The organism is Fundidesulfovibrio soli, from assembly GCF_022808695.1.
GTDB lineage: Bacteria > Desulfobacterota > Desulfovibrionia > Desulfovibrionales > Desulfovibrionaceae > Fundidesulfovibrio > Fundidesulfovibrio soli.
Genome location: NZ_JAKZKW010000001.1, coordinates 137912 through 160873, shown reverse-complemented (window position 1 = coordinate 160873; position 22962 = coordinate 137912). Strand labels below are relative to the sequence as shown.

The following is a 22962-nucleotide window of genomic DNA, read 5'->3' as shown; positions in this document are numbered from 1 at the left end:
GATGTAAAAACCTCAGCACACTCCATACGGACAAAGAATATGCATAAAACTACTTCGGTAAAAATCAAAAGTTTCTTTTCGGATTGCAAGATTGATATACACAAAAACAAGAATAAATTTGAAAAGTTATTGATCAAAAAGCATGGAGCTTTGGCTGTTGATTTTTTAAAGTGCGTAGATGCACGTGTCGACAACAACACTTGTTGCGATCCATATCCAATAAAAAATACTACACTTGAATTTGCCAACGACATTGCTGCTGCATTTGACTGTCCACGCCTAGAGCCTTTTTTCCAGTGGATCATAAATGAAAACTTTACCAACTGCCGCAAATTCCTTGAGATTGGCTGCGACAACGGATTAATTTCATGTTTTTTAGCCCGTGAACTTAAGGGATCAAGTGGAATCGGGATTGACAGATGTAAAGAGGGCATTGATCTAGCTCGCAGGCGAGCTTCAGACTTGAAAGTGACAAACATTGCATTTCTAAACGATACTTTTGATAGCTTTTCAAAAAACAATAAGCCTGGATCGTATGACATGATATTTGCGTCCCTGGTCTATCACGAGGTAATCCAGCCCAATCCATGTGAATCTGTGGCACCCACTAGTGACTATTTCGATGGAATTTCAAAACTTCTGTCTGAAGATGGGTTCTTTATATCTGTCGACAGGTTTCAAACGCCAAAATCATTGATCGATTTTTCTAAGTTCGCAATTGCAAGTGGGCTAAAGCTGTCGCTCGCCAAGTCCTTTCTATTAAACTTCGTTGACGGGTTCAAAAACAAGGAAAGACTTGTTCTCACCGTCCTGTCAAAGTCGCTTAAAGGGACCCCTCTGCCATCTGACATTCTTTCGTTCTTTGACTACAATGCTTTTTTAGAATCCCCATCTGCCAAGCTTATCAACTCACCAGTCGTAGCAGAATCCATCTACAGATCTCTCACAAGAAAGGAAACAATATGCAAAGTGTCAACAACATACTACAAAGACAATGTCACTGAAGATATTGATATTTTTGAATCTGAAGGTATATTTGTAGTTTACGTCTCTTCTGAGCATGGGGATAAGTCACTTTCAATATTCCCACTCGTTTTCTTGCCGGAATACCTGCAAAATATTCCAGCAATGCTAGATGAACGAAAAACAATCGGGAGTGTTAGCGTATGGCAGAACAACGACCTTTCCTCGTTAAAAAGACTAAACGCAATTTGATTGCACTAAGGAACTGGTGCTTGCTTTTTCCGTTGATGTCAAATCTTGACCTGGATGGTCTTTAGTGCTGTCTTTGCTTGACAATGACTCTTTTACAACTAATCAGAATGTATCCAGGAGTAACGCTGTGGAAGAAACTTGGAAAGAAATGACGCCCGAGGAATTTCTCGAGTCCGTAAATTGGGGTGATCCGATCGACGGCTTTGAAAATGCTGACGATCTGGAGTCCATCGCTCTTGGCATATATGAGAGTGCGGGCATCCACCGAGTAGAACTTAAGGACGGTAGCGTCGAAGCTTATTTGCGTGAACTGCGCAACCAACGATAACGTGGCTAGAATACACGATGGGAGGACTGCCCCCCATTCATTCCCAATCTATGGAATGGTACCTATCGATGAATTCCCGAATGCGACTGTTTGTCCAATTGCTGGCCTTAGCGTAAACATACTCTCTGGCTATGTAGTTGATAATATCATCGTCCGAAACCAAATCATAACTGTCCGCGTCAAATTGGTCTTCATCCCAGTCATCACTTGCATCTGTTTGCACCCAAAGCGCTTCTCGTTCATGCCTTGATAATTCATCAACATAACCCGCCAGAATCCCGCAGACAATGTCATCAAGTACTTCCCAGTCTATGGATCTTTCACTCTGCTCCTGAAAACAAATCTCATCCCATATAGACTTAAGCGGGCTGTCTTCGGCATATAGCGCGTGATCAAGGCGGCACAAATGTCTTATAACTCCCTGCGAAATTCTAGATGCTAACTCATGCGCGAAAGCACTTACAATTCTACTGTGACTCAATGGCAGTTTCACTGTATTTCGTCCCTGTTACGAATACCATTTCCAGAACAGGTCATATTTCATATGCAACGGAAGACCTGCAAATATGTTGATTAAAACTTTGACCATCAAATCGCCATATATTTACGTTTGTATTTCGCGATCAATCTCTCTGCGTCAATCCTGAATCTATCCTCTGTCTCATATCCAACGTAATACCTCCCAAGCTTTTTGGCTGCAATAGCAGTCGACCCTGACCCCATAAATGGATCTAGAACTGTCTCTTGTGGAAATGAAAAGTATGTAATAATGCGCTCTGGAATTTCCGGTGGAAATGGGCATGGGTGCGAAACGTCTGGCGAAGATCTTTTTGTTGCAGGATGTACATGCCAAACATTGTTTGCAATTTCGCGCTTAAATAAATCAGTCAAAGGGATTATGTTTGCATCATAAAACTTACTTCTGGGGGCAAATGCCTTCCTTGGATTTTTTTTGAAAAACAAGAGATATTCAACCCGATTGTTCGGAGTGAACCTTCCAGGAAAAGGATGGGCAAGAAAGTTTCGAGCTTCATGCCTACCACCTACGATTTTGTCCCATACAATCTCAAATTGAAACGAAAATCCCAGTTCTTCTAACCAAGACACAGCATAAAATGGCAAAGCAATGGTTTTGTGATTCTCTCTGATCGTACCCAGATTGACGATGCAATAGCGACCAGCTCTTAATACACGAAAACATTCAGAAAACCATGTCTGAAATGAAGTAATATATTGAGGAAGATCTGTTGAGTGAGCTTTGTAGTGCTGCTCACCAGCTGCATAGCTTGAATAGTTGATTAAAGACCCGTAGGGAGGCCCTGCAAATATTAAGTCTATAGCTCCGTCAGGCAATTCGGCCATGCTTTCGCAGCTGTGGCCATGGATGACGTTTTTTTTGAACGGGATTTGCTTTTTCACAAGCAGCTAAAGTTTTTCATGCTGGTCTGTTTTTGATTTTTCAATGCTCGACAAAAAAGCCTGATACCCGCGCATTTGAGACTCAGACATTGGCTTATTACCCCAGTAAGGAACTTCTCCTTTGGATTGTTTATGAAAAACTGCTCGCAACTTTCGCCTCAATTCTCTTGGTGCGTTAACGCATTGATTAACAATAAGGCCAGTAACCTTCTGCTGCGCACCCTTTCGCGCTATACGAAGCTTTTCGCTGGCAATGCCGAAATCTTCTTCTTGAATAATACTTTTTACAGCAGGCAAAATACTAACAACATTCTTGTGCCCGCTAATAATTAGATCGTCTGCATAGCGAGTATATGTGCCACCAACTGAAGCAGCCAAACCGTTAAGCCTACTATCAAGCCTCCGGGCTACAATGTTTGCCAAGCACGGACTACTTGGTGCGCCTTGCGGCAGGCCTCCACCTCTGGTGGTAACACGGGTTAGAAAACGGATTTCAAAGTCACTGAACCCGAGTGAACGGAAAATTCCAGCTATTCTAGCAGGTTTGATCGAAGGAAAAAAATCTTTAAGGTCTATTCGTATAACAACGTCTTTCCCCGTGTGTTTAGTGGCATTGGTTATGATTGAAAAATTTTTCCGAAACCCATGGCAGGCGTCGTGCTGTGGGACCGTTGACAGTATTTTGTCCAAAACAACCCTTTGAGCAATTTTTAAAGGCGTAACAGGCGCTGAAATGATGCGTTCAGTGCCGTTCTTCTTGGGGATTTTAAACTCAAAATAACCAACATCATCCAAATCAGACCAGTTTCTGACAATCCAGCCTGCAATTCGCCAATCAATCCCTAGCTTATTCCAGGACTGTACGTACTCGCTCTGAACTTTTGGTGCCTTTGGAGATACTGTTTCTTTGGAGCTTTGAGGACGGCTGTCGCTGTATTTATCATGGTAATATTTCTTAAGCAGAGGGTAGCGAAGAAACTTACCCCTTAACGTATGAATAACTGAAACAGGTATGTCGCTGAGTACTGAAGCTACTCTCTCGCAGGCGCACGCCTCAATTTGCGCTGCCAACTTTTTTGGAATTCTAGACTGTTTAGACCATCTATAAAATAGCGCCTCTGTCGTATCCATTTTGATCAGATACTTCGATGCAGCTTCAGAAATAACCTTGTGTGAGTGTTGAGTAAGATTATAGATGGTCCTTGTTGTCAAAGCATGATTGCGTCTAGCTAGCCAAGGAATCAGTCTCAAAAGAGGGACTTTCCTGGAGTCAACTGCGCTGCATACAGCTGCCAACTCGAGATCGCCACCTATTTTGAGAAGGATTTTTGCTGACTTTTCTCTAACCTTACGGTCCCAATGCTCTAATGCTTTAAGTAGGAATGCCGATCGCGTGGGTTTGTCGTAAGCAGTAGAGCGTTGAATGGCGTGCATCCTGCCACTAGCAGACTCAGCATCAAGCCCAACTAGCAACTGTTCAAGATCGCTCATTTAACCCCCAAAAAAAAGGAGTGGCCCTACCGAACTTTCTAGCTGCATCTCATGTGAGCATCCGTGTGATGTGACGTAGTCACATTATACGGCTGCTCATATTGAGCTGTAATGGAGGGAGCATGTTCTACCGCAGCGAAACGCCACGCATGACTAGGGCCACTCCAGTTTCTTCCGAAATATTTATCCCGAAGGAACAAATCTGTCTAGGGGGCAGGAACTCTTCGGAAAAAATTTCTCAACGGCGAGAATCTGTCCACTTCCTTATTTCCAATCCTCGCTATAGCTAGCGAGTGTACTGCATTCGATTCGCCAATTCTACGCATAGATCACGTTGACTGATATTCAGTGTAACAAATAGTTGGCTTGGCATTCGCTCGTCTGGATTATATCCTGGGAGAATGAACGGATCGACTGCATGAGCTTGGTATTTCGACCAGGTTCGCGAGAAGTCGCGCATGGTCTGAACCAATGAGTAGGAGCTAGGATTGCGAGAGCTCAATCAATTGCTATGTGTGGTAACAAGCCTGTGAATCTCATCAGCTCTGCGCAGTTGAGTGGGAATCCCAAAAGTCAAACCCTAGAATTTTCCGCACTCACTTCCTAGAAACAACCATCTGGTGGGAAAACTCAAGAAAACGAACTAAAAAGCGAGAGCCTGACAACCCTCGCTTTTCTCTGCTCACAACAGTCCCGAAGAACCTTAAACCATCTTCAGTTTCAATCCGTCCTCGGTCTTCTTCAGCACGAACTTCTGCCCTTCCTCAATCTCAAATCCCTTGAGCATGTTGGCGCCAAGGACGATCTTGCCACCACGGTAGACAGGGGATGTCGACCTGGTCCTGGTCGAGGAACCCTCGATTTCCAGAAACTCCTTTTTCTCTATCATGAGTTTCATGAGGTGGTTCATAAGCGTGGACTTGGACTTGACACCCAGCGTAGCCATGATCTCAGGCATAGTCTTGCCTTCTTTGATCAGTGCGTATAATTTTTCACCGTCGTATTTGGACTCAACGCGTTCACCTTTTTTGGCTGGCATGAATGATCTCCTTAATTTGATCTGAACTTTAATTAATCATATCCAAGTCAATTTTTCCGTCAAGCTTTTTTGCTGCTTTTCTCAATGCTCCATTGCCAAGGTGGGCATACCTTTGAGTCATTGCTAGACTAGAATGGCCCATGAGTTCTTTGACCATATAAATATCAGTTCCATCCATAGCAAGCCAAGAGGCGTATGTATGCCTAAGTGTGTGAAATACGAGTTTCTGCCGAGGATCTGAAACTCCATTGTTTAATCCAAGCTCATCGACTACAATTCGGAAGGTTCTCGAAATTTGACTGATTTTTACACCTTCTCTGCCCACAAAAATCAAGTCGTTCTTGTCACCTTGTTTTTTCGACAGCAGCATATTTTTGACATTTTCCGTCATGAATGCTGGTCGAGACTTTGAATTTTTTGAATCAAATATGGTAATTATTTCATTTTCAAGATCAATATCTTTCCATTTGAGAGAGAATATTTCATTGGCTCGAAGCCCGCATTCAAAACTCATAATAGATATTTCGTAGACTTGTTCACTTTTTTCTTTTAATGCTTTTAGCAGGATGGCCGCCTCATCTGGAGACAAGAACCGTTTCCTTTGATTGTCAAATTTTGGCATTTGAATTCTTTGAGTCGGCGAATCTAATTCCGACATGTGGCAAAACTTGGCGTAGTTGAATACTTGTCGAATCACAGCGAAAGCATACGTTACGGACCTAGGGGCAATTCCTTTTTCGAGCATGTTTGATCGAATTTGGTTCAATTGAAGCGCTGAAATTTTCTTGAAAGGTAAATCGCCGATAACTGGTGATATCCAAAGTCTGAATAGTTGATCTTCCCTGTCGGTAGATTTTTTTGATTTCGACGTGAGCGAATGAGGCGCATAAGTCTCCGTGAAGAACTTGGTGAAAGTGAGCGCTTCTTTGGCTTCACGCACTTTTTGGGCTTCTTTTTCAGCTTTTCGTTCAGCTGCCAGGTCACGCTTCTCGTTCAAAGTCTGTGGGCCTTCGCCAGTCGCGTGAGCCTGCTTCAGCTTGTTTCGCTCAATGGCGGCCTTGGCTTCTGTCCAGCCTTGGGATGCCCACCCAAGCGCCTCTTCATAGAACTTGCCCTTGAGCTTGTAGTATATGGTGAAGTACCGATCGGGCTTGCCGTTGTGGAGTCGGGTCTTGTGCTCACGGTAGCGCACGCCAGGGTGGCTGCTCTTGGTCCGCTGGATCGTCATGACGCCCTCGGGGTTGGATAGGGTTGGATAGCTGCACGGGCTTGACCCGGAATCTGGCCGCAGGTCCGCCGACCTTCTGTCCATCCCTTATCCAACCTTTTTCGGGAAAACAAGGGATTTGACGGGAGCGAGGCTGGTTGCTAAGTTGCTTGAATGACAACGTTAAGGCACATGCAGGAACAGCTGGGAAATACATGTTGTCGGACTACGAATCCGTAGGCCACAGGTTCAAATCCTGTCGGGCGCACCAAGAAAACAGGGGTTTAGGACAACGGTCCTAAGCCCCTTTTTCATTTAGCCTTGCCCTTCTTCACACGCTCTCCCCACTCATTAGTGATTGCCCTACCCAAAAGCGTTCCTCTCTCTAGTCGAGGTCTCCCTGTAACCATCCCCTTAAGGCTGGACCTTTCTATTTAATGTGATAGTTATTCACTGATCTCCATCCAAGTGCCCCCTTGAACTGCCCCCGGCAAGCCTGCTCATAGGCCCGCTCGTTCCGCACCTCAGTTGGAGGAGATTGGGAGGCAGGCGCACCTCAGGACCAGCAAGCGGCCTGCTTCTGAAGATGTAAGGCCGAGAACAGGACGGACCCGCAATTTATGCGGCCTACCCAGTACCGATCTGAAACCTGGTGAGCGTCCGGGGGCCTCTCGGGTGAAGTAAGGAAGTTCCATGGCCAGGATTCTCATTGTTGACGATGACGAAATCACCCGCGCGATGCTATCGACAATATTGAACGGGGAAGGGCACACGGCCTTGACCGAGCCGACCTTGACGGCTGGTCTCAAGCGCGCGCGGTCCACCCCCTGCGACGTCCTGTACCTGGATGTGGCCCTCCCCGACGGGAACGGCCTGGAGGCCGTCCCGACCTTCCTAGACATGCCCTCCAATCCTGAAGTCATCATCATCACGAGCTCAGGGGACCCCAACGGCGCGGAGAAGGCCATCAGGAACGGCGCCTGGGACTACATCGAGAAATCCTACACGCGGCAGGACATCCTGCTCTCCATTCGGCAGGCGCTGGCGTATCGCGCGAAAAAGCTGGACGCGTTGCCTGTCAAGCGGGGCCGGATCATCGGATCGAGCCCGCAGCTTGAGAAGTGCATCCAGGAGATGTCCCAGGCCGCCCGCAGCAACGTGAGCGTCCTTGTTTACGGCGAGACGGGCGTCGGCAAGGATCTCTTCGCCCACGCCCTGCACGAGAACAGTGCCGTGTCTAAAGGTCCGTTCATCATAGTCGACTGCGCCTCTCTTCATCCATCAATCGCGAGCAGGGAACTTTTTGGACACAAAAAAGGATCATTCACCAGCGCGATCACCACGAACCAGGGGCTCATACAGCAGGCCCATGGGGGCACCCTGTTCCTGGACGAAATCAGCGAGCTGGACCTGGAAACCCAGAAAATATTCCTCCGTGTGCTTGAAAGCCATCGATTCAGGCCCCTTGGCGAATACAATGAGGTCTTCTGCGATTTCCGTTTCATATGCGCAAGCAATCGGGACCTGGAGGCAATGGTCGCGCAGGGAACATTCCGGCAGGACCTGTTTTTCCGGATACGCGAGGTGACGATCCGCATCCCTCCCCTCAGGGAGCGCAAAACCGACCTTTCCCAGCTCATCGACCATTTTCTCGCTGCGGCCTGCCAGGAGAATGATCTCCCTCTCAAACTGCTGTCCCCGGATCTGATGCGCATGTTCTGCTCGTATGCCTGGCCAGGCAACGTACGCGAACTTTCCCACGTGGTCAGGGCGTTGGTTTCGGCATCCTCCACCGAAGAAGTTATCATGCCCTGGCATCTGCCCGTGGAATTACGTGCCGTGCTCATACGGAACTCCCTGAAGGGAACGCGCGAGGGAACAGGTGCGTCCCACCCTCCTGCCCAGGCTTTCGACGGGAGGGAGTGGAAGCACTACCGCAAGGAATCGCTCGAGACGATTGAGAAGTCCTATTTTCGTTCGCTGGTTCAGTCCCATGAGGGCGACATCGCCTCGATCCTGGCCGTTTCCGGATTGAGCCAGGCCCAACTGTACCGGCTGATCAAGAAGCATGGATTGAGCCTGAGACCCCGCTCCGCCGCCAGTCAAGACCACCGCCCCCTGGCAATCTAGCGTTTCTCATTTCATAAGAATTCTCCCTCCACGATTCTCATTCCGTGAGAATCACGGATGAATCTCGCCCCTCCCCCGTCCGCAATGCACATGATTCCGGCGTGTTACAAATAACGGTCAGCTGGCACGCTTGTTGATTAGGGACTTTGTGAACCGGAAGTATGAATGTGGATACCCAACGCATCGACGCCAATTTCGGTCCGCCATAACTGATACGAGCCACAGATGTACGGCAAGCGAACTGTTTTACCTCATCACCTCATACATTATGAGGCAGTACGGAGAGAATCGAATGTCAATCGGAACAATCCTGATCATCATCCTTGTTCTTGCTCTCTTGGGAATTATTCCAATCTGGCCCCATAGCAGATCCTGGGGATACGGTCCAAGCGGCGGGCTGAGCCTTATTGTCATCATCATCCTGATCTTGCTTCTGCTTGGCAAGATATAGCCCGTAAAGTGCCCAAGAGACCCGCGGGACACTGACCCCCAACCATGCACTTCATGAGTGCTTGGCAGTTTCCGAAGCAGAACAAAAACCAAAGAGGTTACATCATGAAATCCGGGACAAAGGACATTGTGGAAGGCACGCTGCACCAGGTTAAAGGCCGGATCAAGGAAGCGGCAGGTGTTCTAACCGGAGATGATCGCATGCAGGCGGAAGGCGTCACAGAGAAGATCAGCGGGAACATCCAGAAGAAGATCGGCCACGCCAAAAAAGTACTGGACGAGTAGACAGGCCCAATGCAGCGGCCGGTGGATTGTCTCTTGCCGTTGTTGCGGAAATCCAACCGCTCGCACTTTAACGAAGGGCAATCAAGCAGGCGGAGAACCTGTCATCATGCAACAATAAAGATGTCAGAAGAATCGGCCGCCGCAACCAACCTCAACTGTTGAACATGCTGAAAACGAGAACGCATTCGTTTGCAAGCCATCTGGCACGGAGGCACATATGAAAAAGAATATATCCGCCCTGGCCGTTATGCTCGCAATTGCGATCACAACATACCATAGCCCCTGTTTTGCGCAGGAAAAAACGAGCCACCCTGCTCCGGATGTTGATGGGCAGACATGGATGTCCTCAACAGAGCCGGAAAAGAAGGCTTTTCTGCTCGGCGCAGGGAGCGCCCTGGTTCTCGAATACCACCTCAGGGACAAGCACTCCGAAGAACCCTCGCGGTTTGTCAAAGGCTGGGTCGACGGACTCAAGGACATGAGTTGGAGCGAGTTGTCCAACAAGCTAACCCGCTATTATAAAAGCAACCCCGACAAGATGAACAGGCATGTCTTTGAAGTGGTCTGGCATGAAATCATCCTGCCCAACCAGAAACAATAAGGACCCAGCCATGCGTAGAATATCACTTTTCGTACTCATCGCCACAAGCTTGTGCTTCGCGGCCTGCACCAACATGTCCCGCACGGAACAGGGCGCCATGTCCGGCGCGGCCATAGGCGCTGGCGCGGGCCTCGGCATAAGCGCCATTACAGGCGGCTCGCTCGGCACAGGGGCCCTGGTCGGTGGGGCTCTTGGTGGTGTTGCTGGTGGCCTCTATGGCAACCAGCAAGAACAACAACGCTACAGAAGCTATTGATTTCCCGCATGACCATGGTGCTCCAGGCACAAACGCAGGCGGCCTTCCGGGAACCATGGAGCATGTACAGGGACAACAAACCGAGATGAAGGCCATGCGCGCTGCATGGTTGCCTTGAACTTCGGGATTTTTCAGCAGTGCGCACAATAAGTAACCATAAATGCATGGAGGCGACATGAGACATATCACCCCACCACCAACACCCATCCTCTGCGCCCTCATACTCATGGCCTTTATTGCCGCATCTGGCTGCACAAGAAGGGATCGGACTCCGCCGGAACCGACTGCGGCGGTAACTACGCACACCCATGAACGAGCCGTGATCGTGCGCAACAGCAACCAGGGTTCCCAACGCTACTACCGCGACGAAAATGGAAAGCTCTACTATGTTGACCAGGGAGGAGCTATCCATGAAGTCGAACGGAGTGCGCGTGTCGAGCGCGGGACTGCCGGATTATACTACATCATCGACGACGACAACGTGACCTACAAAACCGACGAAAGCGGCAGATTGTACTATCGTGACACGTCATCAGGACGCGCCATCTACGTGGAAGACAGCGGCGCCGGCAAGGTAATCGACCCGTTGCCCATACTGCGCGGCGGGTCATACCCCCGGATCGAGCATGTGCGGAGCCTTGATTATTGCAACGACGCCTGGAGAAGGTGCACGTCTGAGTGCGACAACTCCCCGGGCCTGAACAATAAGCGCAACTGCTTCGATAATTGTGACTATCAGAGGGAACAGTGCCTCAAGCCTTACTGATTCACATCAAGTACAGACGCGGCAGCGCGCTGTTTATGCAACGATTCATATTCGCGCATGTTGATTGCCATAGCCTCCCCCAGGAAATGAACAGCGACGCATAACAGCGTATCGCCGTGGAGTTCTCTCAACATGCTGCGTGTAAACGGCCAAATAGAGTGCAAATTGAAACTTTAAACATCACTCCAACAGACTGAAGGAGCACATCATGAGGGTCCTTAGAGAAATCACACGCGCGTTGGCCGTTGCCGCTTCGCTTGCCATTTTCATTGTCCCGGCAATCGCGGCGTCTTCCAGCAGCACCGTCACGGCTGGCTTCACTGACCTCCCCCTGCGCAAGTGCCAGGGCACCTATTGCGGTGTGGTCAAGAGGCTCCCCATGGGCCAGCAGCTCCGGGTGCTGTTCAACGACACAGGCGGGGGCTGGTCTTACGTCGAGGTCGTCGGGACCGGTGAAAAGGGCTGGGTGTGCAACGACAACGTATTTTAACACCTGCCAGATGCTTGATTGAAATCGTACAGGGCACAACATGTTGTTTTAGACCTCAAAAGAGGAGAGTTTATGCGTAGTATCAACATCAGAAATTCGCGTCTGATCCTTGCTTTGCTGGCGATGACCCTGCTGGCCACAGCATTGCCGGCGGACGCCGCAAAACTCATTCCCACCGTGGACAACTTCATCCTGTTCCTGGACCATTCCAGCTCAATGAAGTTTTTCTACAAGGGAGAGAGGATCGTTGATCTTGGCGGGCAGTCCAAGATCGTGTTGGCAAAATCCGCCGCAGTGGAATTCAACAAGCTCGTCCCCGACCTGGGCTACAAGAGCGGCGTCTACACCTTCGCACCGTTCAAACCGTATGGCCCCATGGCCCCATACAACAGAGACGCTGTCGAAAAAGCCATCGAACCGATCAGCATTACCTACGAGACCTACGGCCGCGTCACCCCCATGGGGCCTGGGCTGGATAGCCTGGATATGATCCTCTCCAGGCAGTCCGGCCGGACCGCCGTGGTCATCTTCTCCGACGGCGATTCCAACCTGGGCGTTGACGCTGTCGAAGAAGCCAAAGCGCTCCAGGCCAAGTACGGCGACAAGCTCTGCTTCATGGTGGTCAGCTTTGCCGACAACGCCCACGGCGAGTCTGTCCTGAAGCAGATAGCCGCCCTGTCGCGCTGCTCCTGCTTCGTGCGGGGCGAAGACTTCCTGCGCGACCAGGCCGCGCGTTACGCCTTCTTGAGATGCGGGCTGTATGAAGAGATGAAGGACATGGCAGGTGAAACAGTCGTATTCAGGTCCATCTACTTCGACTTCGACAAGTCCAACATCAAGCCGGAATTCTACCCAGTGCTCGACGAAGGCGTCGCCATGACCAAATCCAAGCCGAACACGGGCGTGGTCCTCGAAGGGCATACGGACTCCGTCGGAACCGAACAGTACAACCAGGCCCTGTCCATGCGCCGCGCCAACTCTGTTAAGTCATACTTTGTGAAGAAGGGCATTGATGCCAACCGCGTCACTACTGTTGGCTACGGCGAGTCTCAGCCGCGTGCGGACAATGCCACGGCGGATGGCCGCAAATTGAACCGGCGCGTTGAGATCAAGTTCAAGCCCATGCAGTAAGCCCCCTAGTTCCAACGCCGAAATACCCAGGCGGTGCCCTCGTCGGCACCGCCTGGGTCCTTCATTGCCCAGGGGATGCCCCCGTCGATCGTGCCCGGTCGACGGCTGAAACATCCCCCCACCACTCCACAGCGGCCCGCTGCGGGTTGATCGAGGGGCGACGCAAGCCGGCCCAGCCAGGATCGCGACCCGACACAACCGGGGAACTGAACGCTGGCTTGTTTATCAGGCTGATGATAGCCTTCCAACGCCCTCAACCAGACATTGAGACATCTTTCAGATTGCGCTGCCGAGCTGGTATTTGTTCGCAATATGATGGAGCAGCAGTCATGGCCCACCAAACAAACCCGGCAAAACACGAAACCCCGAATAAACCTATCGGCTTGGTGAAAAATTCCGGATCCGTCACAAGGCAGGCCGCATCGCCGTCCGTCCCCGCTGTCGGCATCGGCGCCTCCGCAGGCGGCCTCGCGGCTTTCGAGGCCTTCTTCTCCGGCATGCCGGCGGACAAGTGTCCGGGCATGGCCTTTGTTCTGGTCCAGCACCTGGCCCCCAATCACAAGAGCATCCTCGCCGAGCTCATCCGCCGCTACACCCGCATGCAGGCCATCTCCACCGTGCGGGCGGGCCTGTATCCGGCCAGCATCGCGGCGGACGATTTCCCTGAACGCCTGGCGCGCTTCTTCACGTGGGAGTCCGAAGGAGGCGCGTATCGGATTCCCCAAGGCACCCATGCGAGGTTTCACGGATGAAGAGCTGAGAGCGGCACCGGAGTGTGCTGCGGAAGTTTGGAACATGCAGCAGCAGGAACCAGTGAGCACCATGAAGGACACCTTGCGCCGCCGGGCGGAGAAGCTGGCTGCAACGGACGAGGCCACCGCCGGACGCGTCCTGACCCCTGAGGAGACGAGCCGGACGCTCCACGAGCTGCGGGTCCACCAGATCGAACTGGAGATGCAGAACGAGGAGCTGCGGCGGGCGCTTGCGGAACTGGAACTCGCGCGGGAGCGGTATTTCGACCTCTACGACATGGCCCCTGTGGGCTATATGACCCTCAGCGAACAAGGCATGGTTCTTGAGGCCAACTTCACCCTGGCCGCGTTGCTCGGCCTGCCCCGGGGCGCCCTCGCCAGGCAGCCCATCAGCCGGTTCATCCTCAAGGATGACCAGGACATCTACTACCGCCACCGCAGGCGCTTGGTCGCGACAGGCGAGCCCCAGGCATGCGAACTGCGGATGGTGAAAAGCGATTCCACCCCCATATGGGTGCGCATCGAAGCCACCGTGGTCCAGGATGCCGATGGCGCCGTCGTGCAGCGCGTCATGATCAACGATATCACCGAACGCAAACTCCACGACGAACTGCGTGAACAGATCGAGGGCATCATCCGGCACGACCTGCGCTCCCCGGCCAGCAACGCCATGAATCTGGCCCAGCTGCTTCAATTGTCCGCGAACCTGTCCGAAGAGGAGCATCATCTCTTGGATCTGATGATGGCGGCGGGGAGGCAGATGCTGGACACCTTGAACCGCTCCCTCGACTTGTACAAGATCGAAGTGGGGCAATACCACGGCGAGGCCCAGAACATCGACTGCCTGCCGCTTGTCGTTTCGGTGGCGGATGCCCTGCTCCGCTTCCCCAAACACCAGTTCTTGCGCCTGGAGATCAGATCGAACGGCTTGCCCCCAGGCCCGGAATCAAGCCACCCTTGCCGCGGGCAGACGGATCTGCTGCGGGCGGCATTGCACAACCTGATCCAGAACGCCCTGGAAGCCTCGCCCCCGGATGCCGCCGTGTCCGTCAACCTGACGTCCGGTTCCGACTGCCGGATCGAGATACGCAACAAAGGCCTGATACCGCCGGACATCCGGGACAGGTTTTTCGAGAAGTACGCCACATCCGGCAAAAGGTCCGGCACAGGCCTTGGGGCCTACTCGGCGAAGAAGATGATCGAGGCGCAGGGCGGCAGCATTGAGATGCGGACCTTGGATGAGACTGGCGAAACCAGCATCACCCTCCATTTGCCCGGCAGCGCATGAAGGGGCGCCGGAAGTAACGGACACCTGCCTGCCCGCACAGTATTCTTTCGGGATTCTTCCGAACCTGAAAAGGCCCACGTCGACCTTGTCTTCCTTATTGCTGATGTAGATGTGCCAAACACCCGGGGGTTGGCGGCATTCCGCGTTGCAAAGCGTCGGGACAATACCCCAATGAGCTTGCAGGGAATTGGATTGCCCGCAAGGAATGGCGCCAGGACCATGCCTTTTGCGCCCTCCCGACTCGCTTTGCGGAATGGCTCAGGATGAATACATAAGAGCGTCGGATGCGGACACCACGAAATGGGCAGGCCATAACCTATCTGCAACATGCCATGCGGGTAAGGCCGCGTACCCGTTGGATGCCGAGAAGCCGGCTGACACCTACCGAAAATAATCCTAAGAACAGCTGGTACGCACGCAGTGTTTGCCCAACGCCCAGGCCTCGAATGGAGATAGGCACGATGGTCAAGAAAAAGGCCGCGACAGCATCTGGTTCCCCAAAGAAAGCCCCCGCATCTGCGAAAAACCCCGCGGCCAGCACCGAGCATGCTGGCAAGCCTACTTTCCCCGTCGTGGGTGTCGGCGCATCGGCGGGAGGATTGGCGGCCTTCGAAGCCTTCTTCTCCGGCATGCCCGATGCCGACACCGGCATGGCCTTCATATTGGTGCAGCATCTGGCTCCGGACCATAAGAGTATCCTCACGGACCTCATTCAGCGCTATACCCGTATGCAGGTCTACGAAGTCGAGGACGGCATGGCGGTCAAACCGGACTGCGCCTACATCATACCGCCCAACCGCGACATGGCCCTGCTGAACGGCGTGCTCCACTTGATGGAGCCCACCGCCCCCCGGGGCCAGCGACTGCCCATCGACTTTTTCTTCCGCTCCCTGGCCCAGGATCGTGGCGATCAGGCTATAGGCGTCATCCTCTCGGGCACGGGCAGCGACGGCACAGTGGGCATCCGGGCCATCAAGGGCGAAGGCGGCATGGTCATGGCCCAGACCCCCTCGTCCACCGAGTATGACGGCATGCCGCGCAGCGCCATAGCCACCGGCCTGGTGGATTACGAGCTGCCGCCTGCCGAGATGGTCGCCCAGATCATCGCCTATGCGGCCCATGCGATCGTCAATGCCTCCCAATCACCGGCTGTCAGGTCGCCCAAGGCAGAGAACGCACTGAAAAAGATCCTCATCCTCCTTCGCGCCCAGACCGGCAACGATTTTTCCCAATACAAGCCGAGCAGCATCATTCGCCGCATCGAACGGCGCATGGCCGTCCACCAGACCGGAACACTGGAAGAATACGCCAAGTATCTGCAGCACGACTCCGCCGAGGCGGACATCCTCTTTCGCGAACTCCTGATAGGAGTGACCAATTTCTTCCGCGATCCCGAAGCGTTCAAGGCTCTCGAGGAACAGGTCATCCCCAGGCTTTTCGCAGGCAAACAGCCCGGCTTCATTCTGCGCGTCTGGTCGCCGGGATGCTCCACCGGAGAGGAAGCGTATTCCATCGCCATCGCCATTCAGGAGCACATGGAGGCGCTGAAGCAGAACTTCCAGGTGCAGATCTTCGCCACTGACATCGACAGCCACGCGATAGCCACCGCCCGGTCCGGGATCTACCCCGCCAGCATCACCGCTGACGTCTCGCCCGAGCGCCTGTCGCGTTTTTTTTCGCTCGAGCCGGGCGGCGGCGCATACCGCGTCAACAAAGTCATCCGCGACATGCTGATCTTCTCCGAGCAGAACGTCATCAAAGATCCGCCTTTTTCCAAACTCGACCTCATCAGTTGCCGCAACCTCATGATCTATTGGGGTGGGGAATTACAGAAGAAGGTCATTCCCCTCTTCCACTACGCTCTGAATCCTGGGGGCTTCCTCTTCCTGGGCACCTCGGAAACCGTGGGCGAATTCGGCGACCTTTTTTCGACCCTGGATCGCAAGGCGAAGCTGTACCAGCGCAAAGAAGATTTGCTCGGCTCACAGCGCAAGGCCCTGGGTTCGATCCTGTCGGCCGTCGCGACAACGGGGGCGGTGCAGCCCAAGGCTGCCGGACGGATAGCGGGCTTGGGGAAACTGCCGCTGCGCGAACTGACCGAGCAGGCGCTCCTGCAACGGATCGCCCAGGTCGGCGCCCTGGTCACCGGCCAGGGGGTCATCCTCTACCTGCACGGCCGGACCGGCCTCTACCTGGAGCCGACTCCGGGCGAGGTCGGCGTCCACAACATCCTGAAGATGGCCCGGGAAGGCCTGCGGCAAGACCTGTCCACGGCCTTGCACAAAGCCAAGACAAGCAATGAAGCCGTGCGCCACCCGGGTCTGCAGGTCAAGACCAACGGCGACTTCACAACGGTCAACCTGTCCGTGCACCCCGTGGAGATAGACCCGGCTACCGGGCACGAGACGCCCCTGTTCCTGGTCATCCTTGAGCCGGCGCCGTCCTCTGTTCAGACTGAGACGGCCGCCTTAAGCGGCATGGGCTGCGACGATCCGGATGTTGACGAGCGCATCACTGCGCTCAGGCAGGAGCTTCAGGCCAAAGAGGAGTACCTTCATGCCTCCAACGAGGAGTTGGAGACCACCAATGAAGAACTCAAATCCTCGAATGAGGAGATGCAGTCCGTCAACGAAGAGTTGCAATCCACCAATGAGGAGCTGGAGACCTCAAAAGAAGAGCTTCAATCCGTCAACGAGGAGCTGGCCACTGTCAACTCGGAATTGCAAACCAAGGTGGCTGACCTCTCGCAGGCCAACAACGACATGAACAATCTGTTGGCAGGCACGGGCATCGCCACCGTGTTCGTGGACCATCAAATGCGCATCATGCGCTTCACCCCGGCCGCGACCAAGATCATCAACCTGATCCAGGCCGACGTTGGGCGTCTTGTGAGCCATATCGTCTCCAATCTTTCGGGCTACGACAACCTTGTGGAGGATGTGCAGACCGTATTGGACACCCTGACCCCCAAAGAAGCGGAGGTTCAAACCAAAGATGGCAAATGGTACACCATGCGCGTTCGGCCTTACCGCACGTTGGAAAACGTGATCGAGGGCGTGGTGATCACCTATACAGACATCACCGAGATAAAGGAAACACGCGACCTATTGAAGAAAACGAGTGACCAGCTCGGATTGGCCGTGATAGTACGTGATTCAAGCGATGCTGTCTCGATGCTGGGTCTGGACGGGCGCATCCTGGCTTGGAACCCGTCGGCGCAGAAGTTGTTCGGCTTCAGCGAAGCCGAGGCCCTGGCCATGAACATCCGCGACCGGGTTCCCGAGGATCTGCGTGGAGAAGAGCTGGACAGAATTAAGCGTCTGGCAAAGGGCGAAGGTCAAGAACCCTATCGCACCAGGCGCATCGCCAAGGGCGGAAACCTCGTGGAGACATGGGTTACTGCATCCGCCCTGGTCAACGAAGCCGGTCAAGCCTATGCCATAGCCGTCACGGAGCGGGTGTCTAGTACGAAGGAGTGATTCATGATGAACGACTTGCGTACCAGGGCTGAGGCTCAAGCCATGGCGAGCAAGACTGAGCTCGGGAACGATCCTTCACCCGAAGGGATGCGACGGGCGCTTCATGAGTTGCAGGTCCACCAGATCGAACTCCAGATGCAGAACGAAGAGCTGCGCCGGGCCCAACTGGAGTTGGACGCCCTGCGCGCCCGGTATTTCGACCTCTACGACCTGGCTCCCGTAGGCTACATCACCCTCAGTGCGGAGAGGCTCATCCTCGAAGCCAACCTCACCTTCACGGCACTCCTGGGTCTGCCCCGGGGGGAGCTCATCAATAAGCCGCTCAACCGGTTCATTCTCAAAGAAGACCAGGATGTCTTCTATCTGTTTTTTCAACAGCTTTTGGCGGCCGGAATTCCGAGGGCGTGCGAACTGCGGATGGCGAAAAAAGACGCGGCTCCAATCTGGGTGCGCATGGACGCGGCCCCTTCAGTTGACGAGGGAGGAGCCCTCTCCCACCGAATGACCATAATCGACATCACCGAGCGCAAACACTTCGAGGATGACCTTCTCGAAGCAAAGATTAACTCGGAGAGCGCCAACAGAGCCAAGAGCGAGTTCCTGGCCAACATGAGCCACGAGATCAGAACCCCCATGAACGGGATCTTGGGCATGACCGAACTGGCACTCATGGCCGAAATCCCTCCGCGCGTCCGCGAGTATCTCCAATTCGTCATGCAGTCGGGAAAGGCCCTCTTGGACATCATCAACGACATCCTGGACCTGTCCAAAATCGAAGCCGGAAAAGCCGAGTTGGTTCCCCATCCGTTTCTTCTTCGCGAGGGATTGGAATCAATGTTCAATGCGTTCCAGGCCAGCGCCCGGGAGAAAGGGCTGGGCTTCTACCACGCCATCTCCCCCGAGGTTCCCAACCATCTGATGGGAGACCTCGGACGGCTGAGACAGGTGTTGACCAACCTGATCGGCAACGCCGTCAAGTTCACTGAAATGGGGTCGGTACGGGTGTCCGTCGAGATGGACAGCCTCTCGTCTCCTCCCGGATCAACCCGCCTGCGCTTCAAAGTCCAAGACGACGGCATTGGCATCCCGAAGGACCGGCTGGAAAAGATATTCGAGGCTTTCAACCAGAGCGGCCTTTCCAGCCATTTCAAATACGGCGGCACGGGGCTAGGCCTGTCCATTTCAAAAAGCCTCGTCGAGATGATGGGCGGCAGGATCTGGGTCGAGAGCGAACTGGGCAGAGGAAGCAGCTTCTGCTTCACCATCACGCTGGGGCTTCTCCAAGAGCAGACGGCCCCGCCCAGCGAGCCCGCCGAGCCTCGCGCGCACCAGGGAGGGCGAAGGCTCAGGATTCTCCTGGCCGAGGATAACGCCATAAATCGGATTCTGGCGGAAACTCTTCTGAGACAAGGCGAGCATTCGGTCGTGGCTGTGGAGAATGGCGTGGAAGCCTTGGAGGCGCTCTCGAAGGAGCCCTTCGACCTGATCCTCATGGATATCAGGATGCCTGAAATGGATGGTGAAGACGCAACAAGGAGGATCCGGGCAGGGGAAATTCCGGGCCTCAATCCTCGAATTCCGATCATCGCCCTGACGGCCTACGCCCTGAAGGGGGACAGGGAAAGGTTCCTGGCCGCCGGGATGGACGACTATATCGCCAAACCAATCGACGTCGATGAATTGGACAGCATTCTGGGCAAATACGCGGGCCGTAGTCTCTCCCGGCAATGACGTTTCCCCAAGAGGGAGCCATCCTCGGGGTGGCGCACCTGCATAACCAGCATACCCGGAACTCTTGTGGAGCATGCCCCGCCACTTTTGCCAGCAACTGTTATCCGAATCACTTGATGATGTTGTCCCGTTAGAGGACCAAGTTTTGAATCCGTACGCAACGGGTTTGACCCCTGCCGGGCGTGCCATGAAACCAGAACTTCGGGTAACGGCCCAAAACCCCTCTTTCTTTGCGGTCAGTCCGGATGCCGCTCCCGAAAGATAAGCCTGCCTTCAACTGTGGCCTTGTCATCCGAAAAGCGGCTCAAGCCCAGTCTTCAGCCCAGGACTTCAAATCCACACGGCATGGCACTGGCAACGTTACCCCTATTCCTTTTTGCATTGAAAACAGATAGGTATGCTTCCATGTTTTGACGATTTCGTTGTTTCTCCGACTTCCGAGCTGGTTCGAATGGTTGGCCTTGTCAGCGCCCACCCTGCCCTCGGGATGGTCCGCCCTCTTCCGCTCGGGCTCGGTTGGCAGCATCACGAACTGTCGCGGAGACGGGTTTCGGCTTGAACCCCCTATGAAAGGAACCCGCCGTGACCGCAAAGAAATGGACTGGCCTCGCCATCGCCTTCGCCTCCCTGGTGGGAATCATCTGGTTCGTTCCCCCCATCGACGGGCTCACGCCAGCGGGCAAGGCCTCCCTGGCGGTGGCCGTGTTCGCCATCGTGGTCTGGATGACCCAGGCAGTCGACGACGCCACCAGCGGCTTCCTGATCGTCTTCCTGCTGGCCGCGCTGAACGCGACCACCGTGGCCAACGCTTTCGCCGGTTACTCCAACACCGCCCTCTGGCTGATAGTCATCGGCTTCGTCATGGCCGCCGGGATGGAGAAATCGGGGCTCTCCAAGCGGATCGCACTGTTCCTCGTGAATCTGGCCGGCGGCTCGCCCATCAGGATATACTGGGCCGTGGCCTCGGTCATGCTGGTGCTCACCTTCCTGGTGCCCTCCATCACGGCCCGGACGCTGCTCATGCTGCCCATCGTCATGGGCATCGGCATGGCCTTCAACGCGAAGGAGGGCCAGAGCAACATCGTCAAGGCGTTGATCTTCATCGTGGCCATGAGCGGCACCATCATGAGCATCGGCGTGCTCACCGCCCACGTGGGCAACCCCGTGACGGTGGGGCTCATTGAATCGGCCACCAAGAAGGCCATCTCCTGGTCGGACTGGTTCAGGGCCGCCGCGCCGCCGGCCTTCAGCCTGGCCGTTCTCTCGGTCGTCGTGATCGCCGCCATGTGGAAGCCTGAAGTGAAGAGCCTGGGCGAGGGCCACAGCTACATCCGCCGCGAGCTCGAGGCCCTGGGCAGGATCAAGGGCAAGGAAATCTACACGCTGGTGGTGTTCTGCTTCATCCTGTTGCTGTGGGCCACCGATTCGATCCATAAGATCAACGTGGTGGTCGTGGGCATGGTGGCCGTCATCCTGGTGTTGTGGCCCAGGTTCGGCGTCATGACATGGAGCGAGGCCCAGAGGCGGGTGCCCTGGAACGTGTTCATCGTGTACGGGGCGGGCCTCTCGCTTGGCGCGGCGCTCGTCAGCTCCGGGGCGGCCAAGTGGCTGGCCGGGGTGATGCTCTCTCCCATCGCTCAAATGCCGCAGGCCACGCAGTTGATCATCCTGCTCTGGATCATCACCGGCCTGCAGCTTTTCTTCACCGGGGGCGGACCCAAGACAACGGCGCTGACCCCCATCATCATCGCCCACGCCACCGCCATCGGGGCGGACCCCATGACGTTCGCCCTGATCCTGGGCCTGAACATGCCCCACCAGTACATCCTGCCGGTGAGCAACATGCCCAACGCCGTGGCCATGGGCACCGGGCATATCACCGCCGGGGAGCTTCAGAAGACCGGCGTCGTGATCAGCCTGCTGGCGGTTGTATTCATGAGCGTCATGGTGCTGACCTACTGGAAGTGGATCGGGATGGTCAGCGCGGGCTGACCGGTTCACGACGCACCTCGGTTCCGATCGGACCGGCGGGAATCTGCCGGTCCGCTGCTTTTTAGGCCTGCTGGAGCCGCTGGCGGCTATTTTCCTGGAGCTGGAAAGGGGCTGCCGTGCCGGCCTACCCCCGCTTGGCCGCAGACTGCCTCGTCATGAAGATGTCCAGGGCGTTGGCGAAGGCTTCACGGTCGCGGTTGCTGAGGGGCGGAGGCCCGCCAGTCATCACTCCGCCGTCGCGCAATTCGCAGAGCAGGTTGCGCATGGCCAGGCGTCCCTGGATGTTCTCCTTGGAGAACAATTCCCCTCGGGGGCTCAGGGCGTGGGCGTCCCGCTCGATAACCAGCGCGGCCAGCGGGATGTCCGCCGTGATCACCAGGTCGCCGGGCTGGACGCGTTCCACGATGGCCGCGTCCACCACGTCGAAGCCCTGACCCACGCGGATGGCGGCGATGTGCTCCGAGGCCGGCACCTGGAGCGTCTTGTTGGCCACCAGGGTCAGGCCCGTCCGCAGGCGGATGGCCGCGCGGAACAGTATCTCCTTGATCGGATTGGGCAGTGCGTCGGCGTCGACGTAGATGTGCATCGGGTAATCCTTCGGTTTCTATGCCGGTCCGCCAAGCACCTTGGCCACCCTTCCGACCGCGCCGCTGGTCAGCCGGACCTTGATGCCCCGGGAATGGTGGGGAGCCTTGGTCAGTAGATCCTTCACGACCCCCTCCGTGGTTTTGCCGGTGCGCTGGTCCTGTTTGAGGATGATCAGCACCCGGCACCCTGGGAAGATGTTCTTGCGTTCCGTTCCGTTCACAGTGCTGCTCCACAATCCGCTTCTGGTTGCTTTGATGGGCCTGCGTGTGCCGTTCCAGCCTCATTGTCAAGCAGTGGGGCGCCCACCCTCAGCAATCAGGCCAG

General features: G+C 54.5%; 22 protein-coding genes. 15 read left to right on the top strand and 7 right to left on the bottom strand.

All coding sequences use genetic code 11. The features are described from left to right. Window positions 1-39: 39 nt before the first annotated feature. Both MLE18_RS00790 and MLE18_RS00785 read left to right on the top strand, forming a co-directional pair. Window positions 40-1215, top strand: coding sequence for a class I SAM-dependent methyltransferase (locus tag MLE18_RS00790; protein ID WP_243366420.1), 1176 nt, complete (start codon window positions 40-42; stop codon window positions 1213-1215). Window positions 1216-1342: 127 nt separating this feature from the next. Next, entirely contained in the window at window positions 1343-1543 is a 201-nt protein-coding gene (locus tag MLE18_RS00785) for a hypothetical protein (protein ID WP_243366418.1), read from the top strand. A gap of 37 nt (window positions 1544-1580) precedes the next feature. Here MLE18_RS00785 and MLE18_RS00780 read toward each other — a convergent pair whose 3' ends face one another. From MLE18_RS00780 to MLE18_RS00760, 5 genes are all read right to left on the bottom strand, one after another. Then, window positions 1581-2036: a hypothetical protein gene (locus MLE18_RS00780; RefSeq protein WP_243366416.1), complete on the bottom strand. Its 456-nt coding sequence runs from the start codon at window positions 2034-2036 to the stop codon at window positions 1581-1583. A 95-nt stretch (window positions 2037-2131) separates the two neighbouring features. After that, on the bottom strand, window positions 2132-2962 hold the full coding sequence (locus MLE18_RS00775; protein WP_243366415.1) for a DNA-methyltransferase: 831 nt from the start codon (window positions 2960-2962) through the stop codon (window positions 2132-2134). A gap of 6 nt (window positions 2963-2968) precedes the next feature. Beyond that, window positions 2969-4453 carry a reverse transcriptase domain-containing protein gene (locus MLE18_RS00770; protein WP_243366414.1) on the bottom strand — a complete coding sequence of 495 codons (1485 nt, stop codon included), beginning with the start codon at window positions 4451-4453 and terminating at the stop codon, window positions 2969-2971. 703 nt (window positions 4454-5156) lie between these two features. Further along, entirely contained in the window at window positions 5157-5492 is a 336-nt protein-coding gene (locus tag MLE18_RS00765) for a hypothetical protein (RefSeq protein ID WP_243366413.1), read from the bottom strand. Window positions 5493-5520: 28 nt separating this feature from the next. Beyond that, window positions 5521-6720 (bottom strand): tyrosine-type recombinase/integrase, encoded by a 1200-nt coding sequence (locus MLE18_RS00760; protein ID WP_243366412.1) that lies wholly within the window; start codon window positions 6718-6720, stop codon window positions 5521-5523. Window positions 6721-7392: 672 nt separating this feature from the next. Here MLE18_RS00760 and MLE18_RS00755 point away from each other — a divergent pair. The 13 genes from MLE18_RS00755 (at window position 7393) to MLE18_RS00695 (ending at window position 22050) form a co-directional block, all read left to right on the top strand. Further along, the gene (locus MLE18_RS00755) at window positions 7393-8829 is read left to right on the top strand and encodes a sigma-54-dependent transcriptional regulator (protein WP_243366410.1); all 1437 of its coding nucleotides are present in this window, start codon (window positions 7393-7395) and stop codon (window positions 8827-8829) included. Window positions 8830-9097: 268 nt separating this feature from the next. Beyond that, a complete protein-coding gene (locus MLE18_RS00750; protein WP_336605549.1) occupies window positions 9098-9280 on the top strand; it encodes a DUF3309 family protein in 183 nt (60 codons plus the stop codon). 104 nt (window positions 9281-9384) lie between these two features. Next, on the top strand, window positions 9385-9564 hold the full coding sequence (locus MLE18_RS00745; RefSeq protein ID WP_243366406.1) for a CsbD family protein: 180 nt from the start codon (window positions 9385-9387) through the stop codon (window positions 9562-9564). Between the two features lie 217 nt (window positions 9565-9781). Next, a complete protein-coding gene (locus MLE18_RS00740) occupies window positions 9782-10165 on the top strand; it encodes a hypothetical protein (protein WP_243366404.1) in 384 nt (127 codons plus the stop codon). Further along, complete coding sequence (locus MLE18_RS00735; protein WP_336605548.1) at window positions 10113-10421, top strand: glycine zipper domain-containing protein; 309 nt, start codon at window positions 10113-10115, stop codon at window positions 10419-10421. The genes MLE18_RS00740 and MLE18_RS00735 overlap by 53 nt, the downstream gene beginning before the upstream one ends. Before the next feature lie 175 nt (window positions 10422-10596). Then, complete coding sequence (locus MLE18_RS00730; RefSeq protein WP_243366400.1) at window positions 10597-11187, top strand: hypothetical protein; 591 nt, start codon at window positions 10597-10599, stop codon at window positions 11185-11187. Between the two features lie 208 nt (window positions 11188-11395). Continuing rightward, entirely contained in the window at window positions 11396-11677 is a 282-nt protein-coding gene (locus MLE18_RS00725; RefSeq protein ID WP_243366398.1) for an SH3 domain-containing protein, read from the top strand. A gap of 72 nt (window positions 11678-11749) precedes the next feature. After that, entirely contained in the window at window positions 11750-12808 is a 1059-nt protein-coding gene (locus tag MLE18_RS00720) for an OmpA family protein (protein WP_243366396.1), read from the top strand. 329 nt (window positions 12809-13137) lie between these two features. Beyond that, window positions 13138-13560, top strand: coding sequence for a chemotaxis protein CheB (locus MLE18_RS00715; protein ID WP_243366394.1), 423 nt, complete (start codon window positions 13138-13140; stop codon window positions 13558-13560). A gap of 43 nt (window positions 13561-13603) precedes the next feature. Then, window positions 13604-14848, top strand: coding sequence for a sensor histidine kinase (locus MLE18_RS00710; RefSeq protein WP_243366392.1), 1245 nt, complete (start codon window positions 13604-13606; stop codon window positions 14846-14848). Window positions 14849-15309: 461 nt separating this feature from the next. Then, window positions 15310-18327, top strand: a complete 3018-nt coding sequence (locus tag MLE18_RS00705) for a chemotaxis protein CheB (protein WP_243366390.1) — start codon at window positions 15310-15312, stop codon at window positions 18325-18327. A gap of 3 nt (window positions 18328-18330) precedes the next feature. Further along, the gene (locus MLE18_RS00700; RefSeq protein WP_243366388.1) at window positions 18331-20058 is read left to right on the top strand and encodes a PAS domain-containing hybrid sensor histidine kinase/response regulator; all 1728 of its coding nucleotides are present in this window, start codon (window positions 18331-18333) and stop codon (window positions 20056-20058) included. Between the two features lie 582 nt (window positions 20059-20640). Beyond that, window positions 20641-22050: an SLC13 family permease gene (locus MLE18_RS00695; protein ID WP_243366386.1), complete on the top strand. Its 1410-nt coding sequence runs from the start codon at window positions 20641-20643 to the stop codon at window positions 22048-22050. 124 nt (window positions 22051-22174) lie between these two features. Here the strand turns inward: MLE18_RS00695 and MLE18_RS00690 are convergent, their stop codons facing one another. Together MLE18_RS00690 and MLE18_RS00685 are read right to left on the bottom strand one after the other, a co-directional pair. After that, window positions 22175-22636, bottom strand: a complete 462-nt coding sequence (locus tag MLE18_RS00690) for a YaiI/YqxD family protein (RefSeq protein ID WP_243366384.1) — start codon at window positions 22634-22636, stop codon at window positions 22175-22177. A gap of 18 nt (window positions 22637-22654) precedes the next feature. Beyond that, window positions 22655-22858, bottom strand: a complete 204-nt coding sequence (locus MLE18_RS00685) for a YwbE family protein (protein WP_243366382.1) — start codon at window positions 22856-22858, stop codon at window positions 22655-22657. Window positions 22859-22962 lie beyond the last annotated feature (104 nt).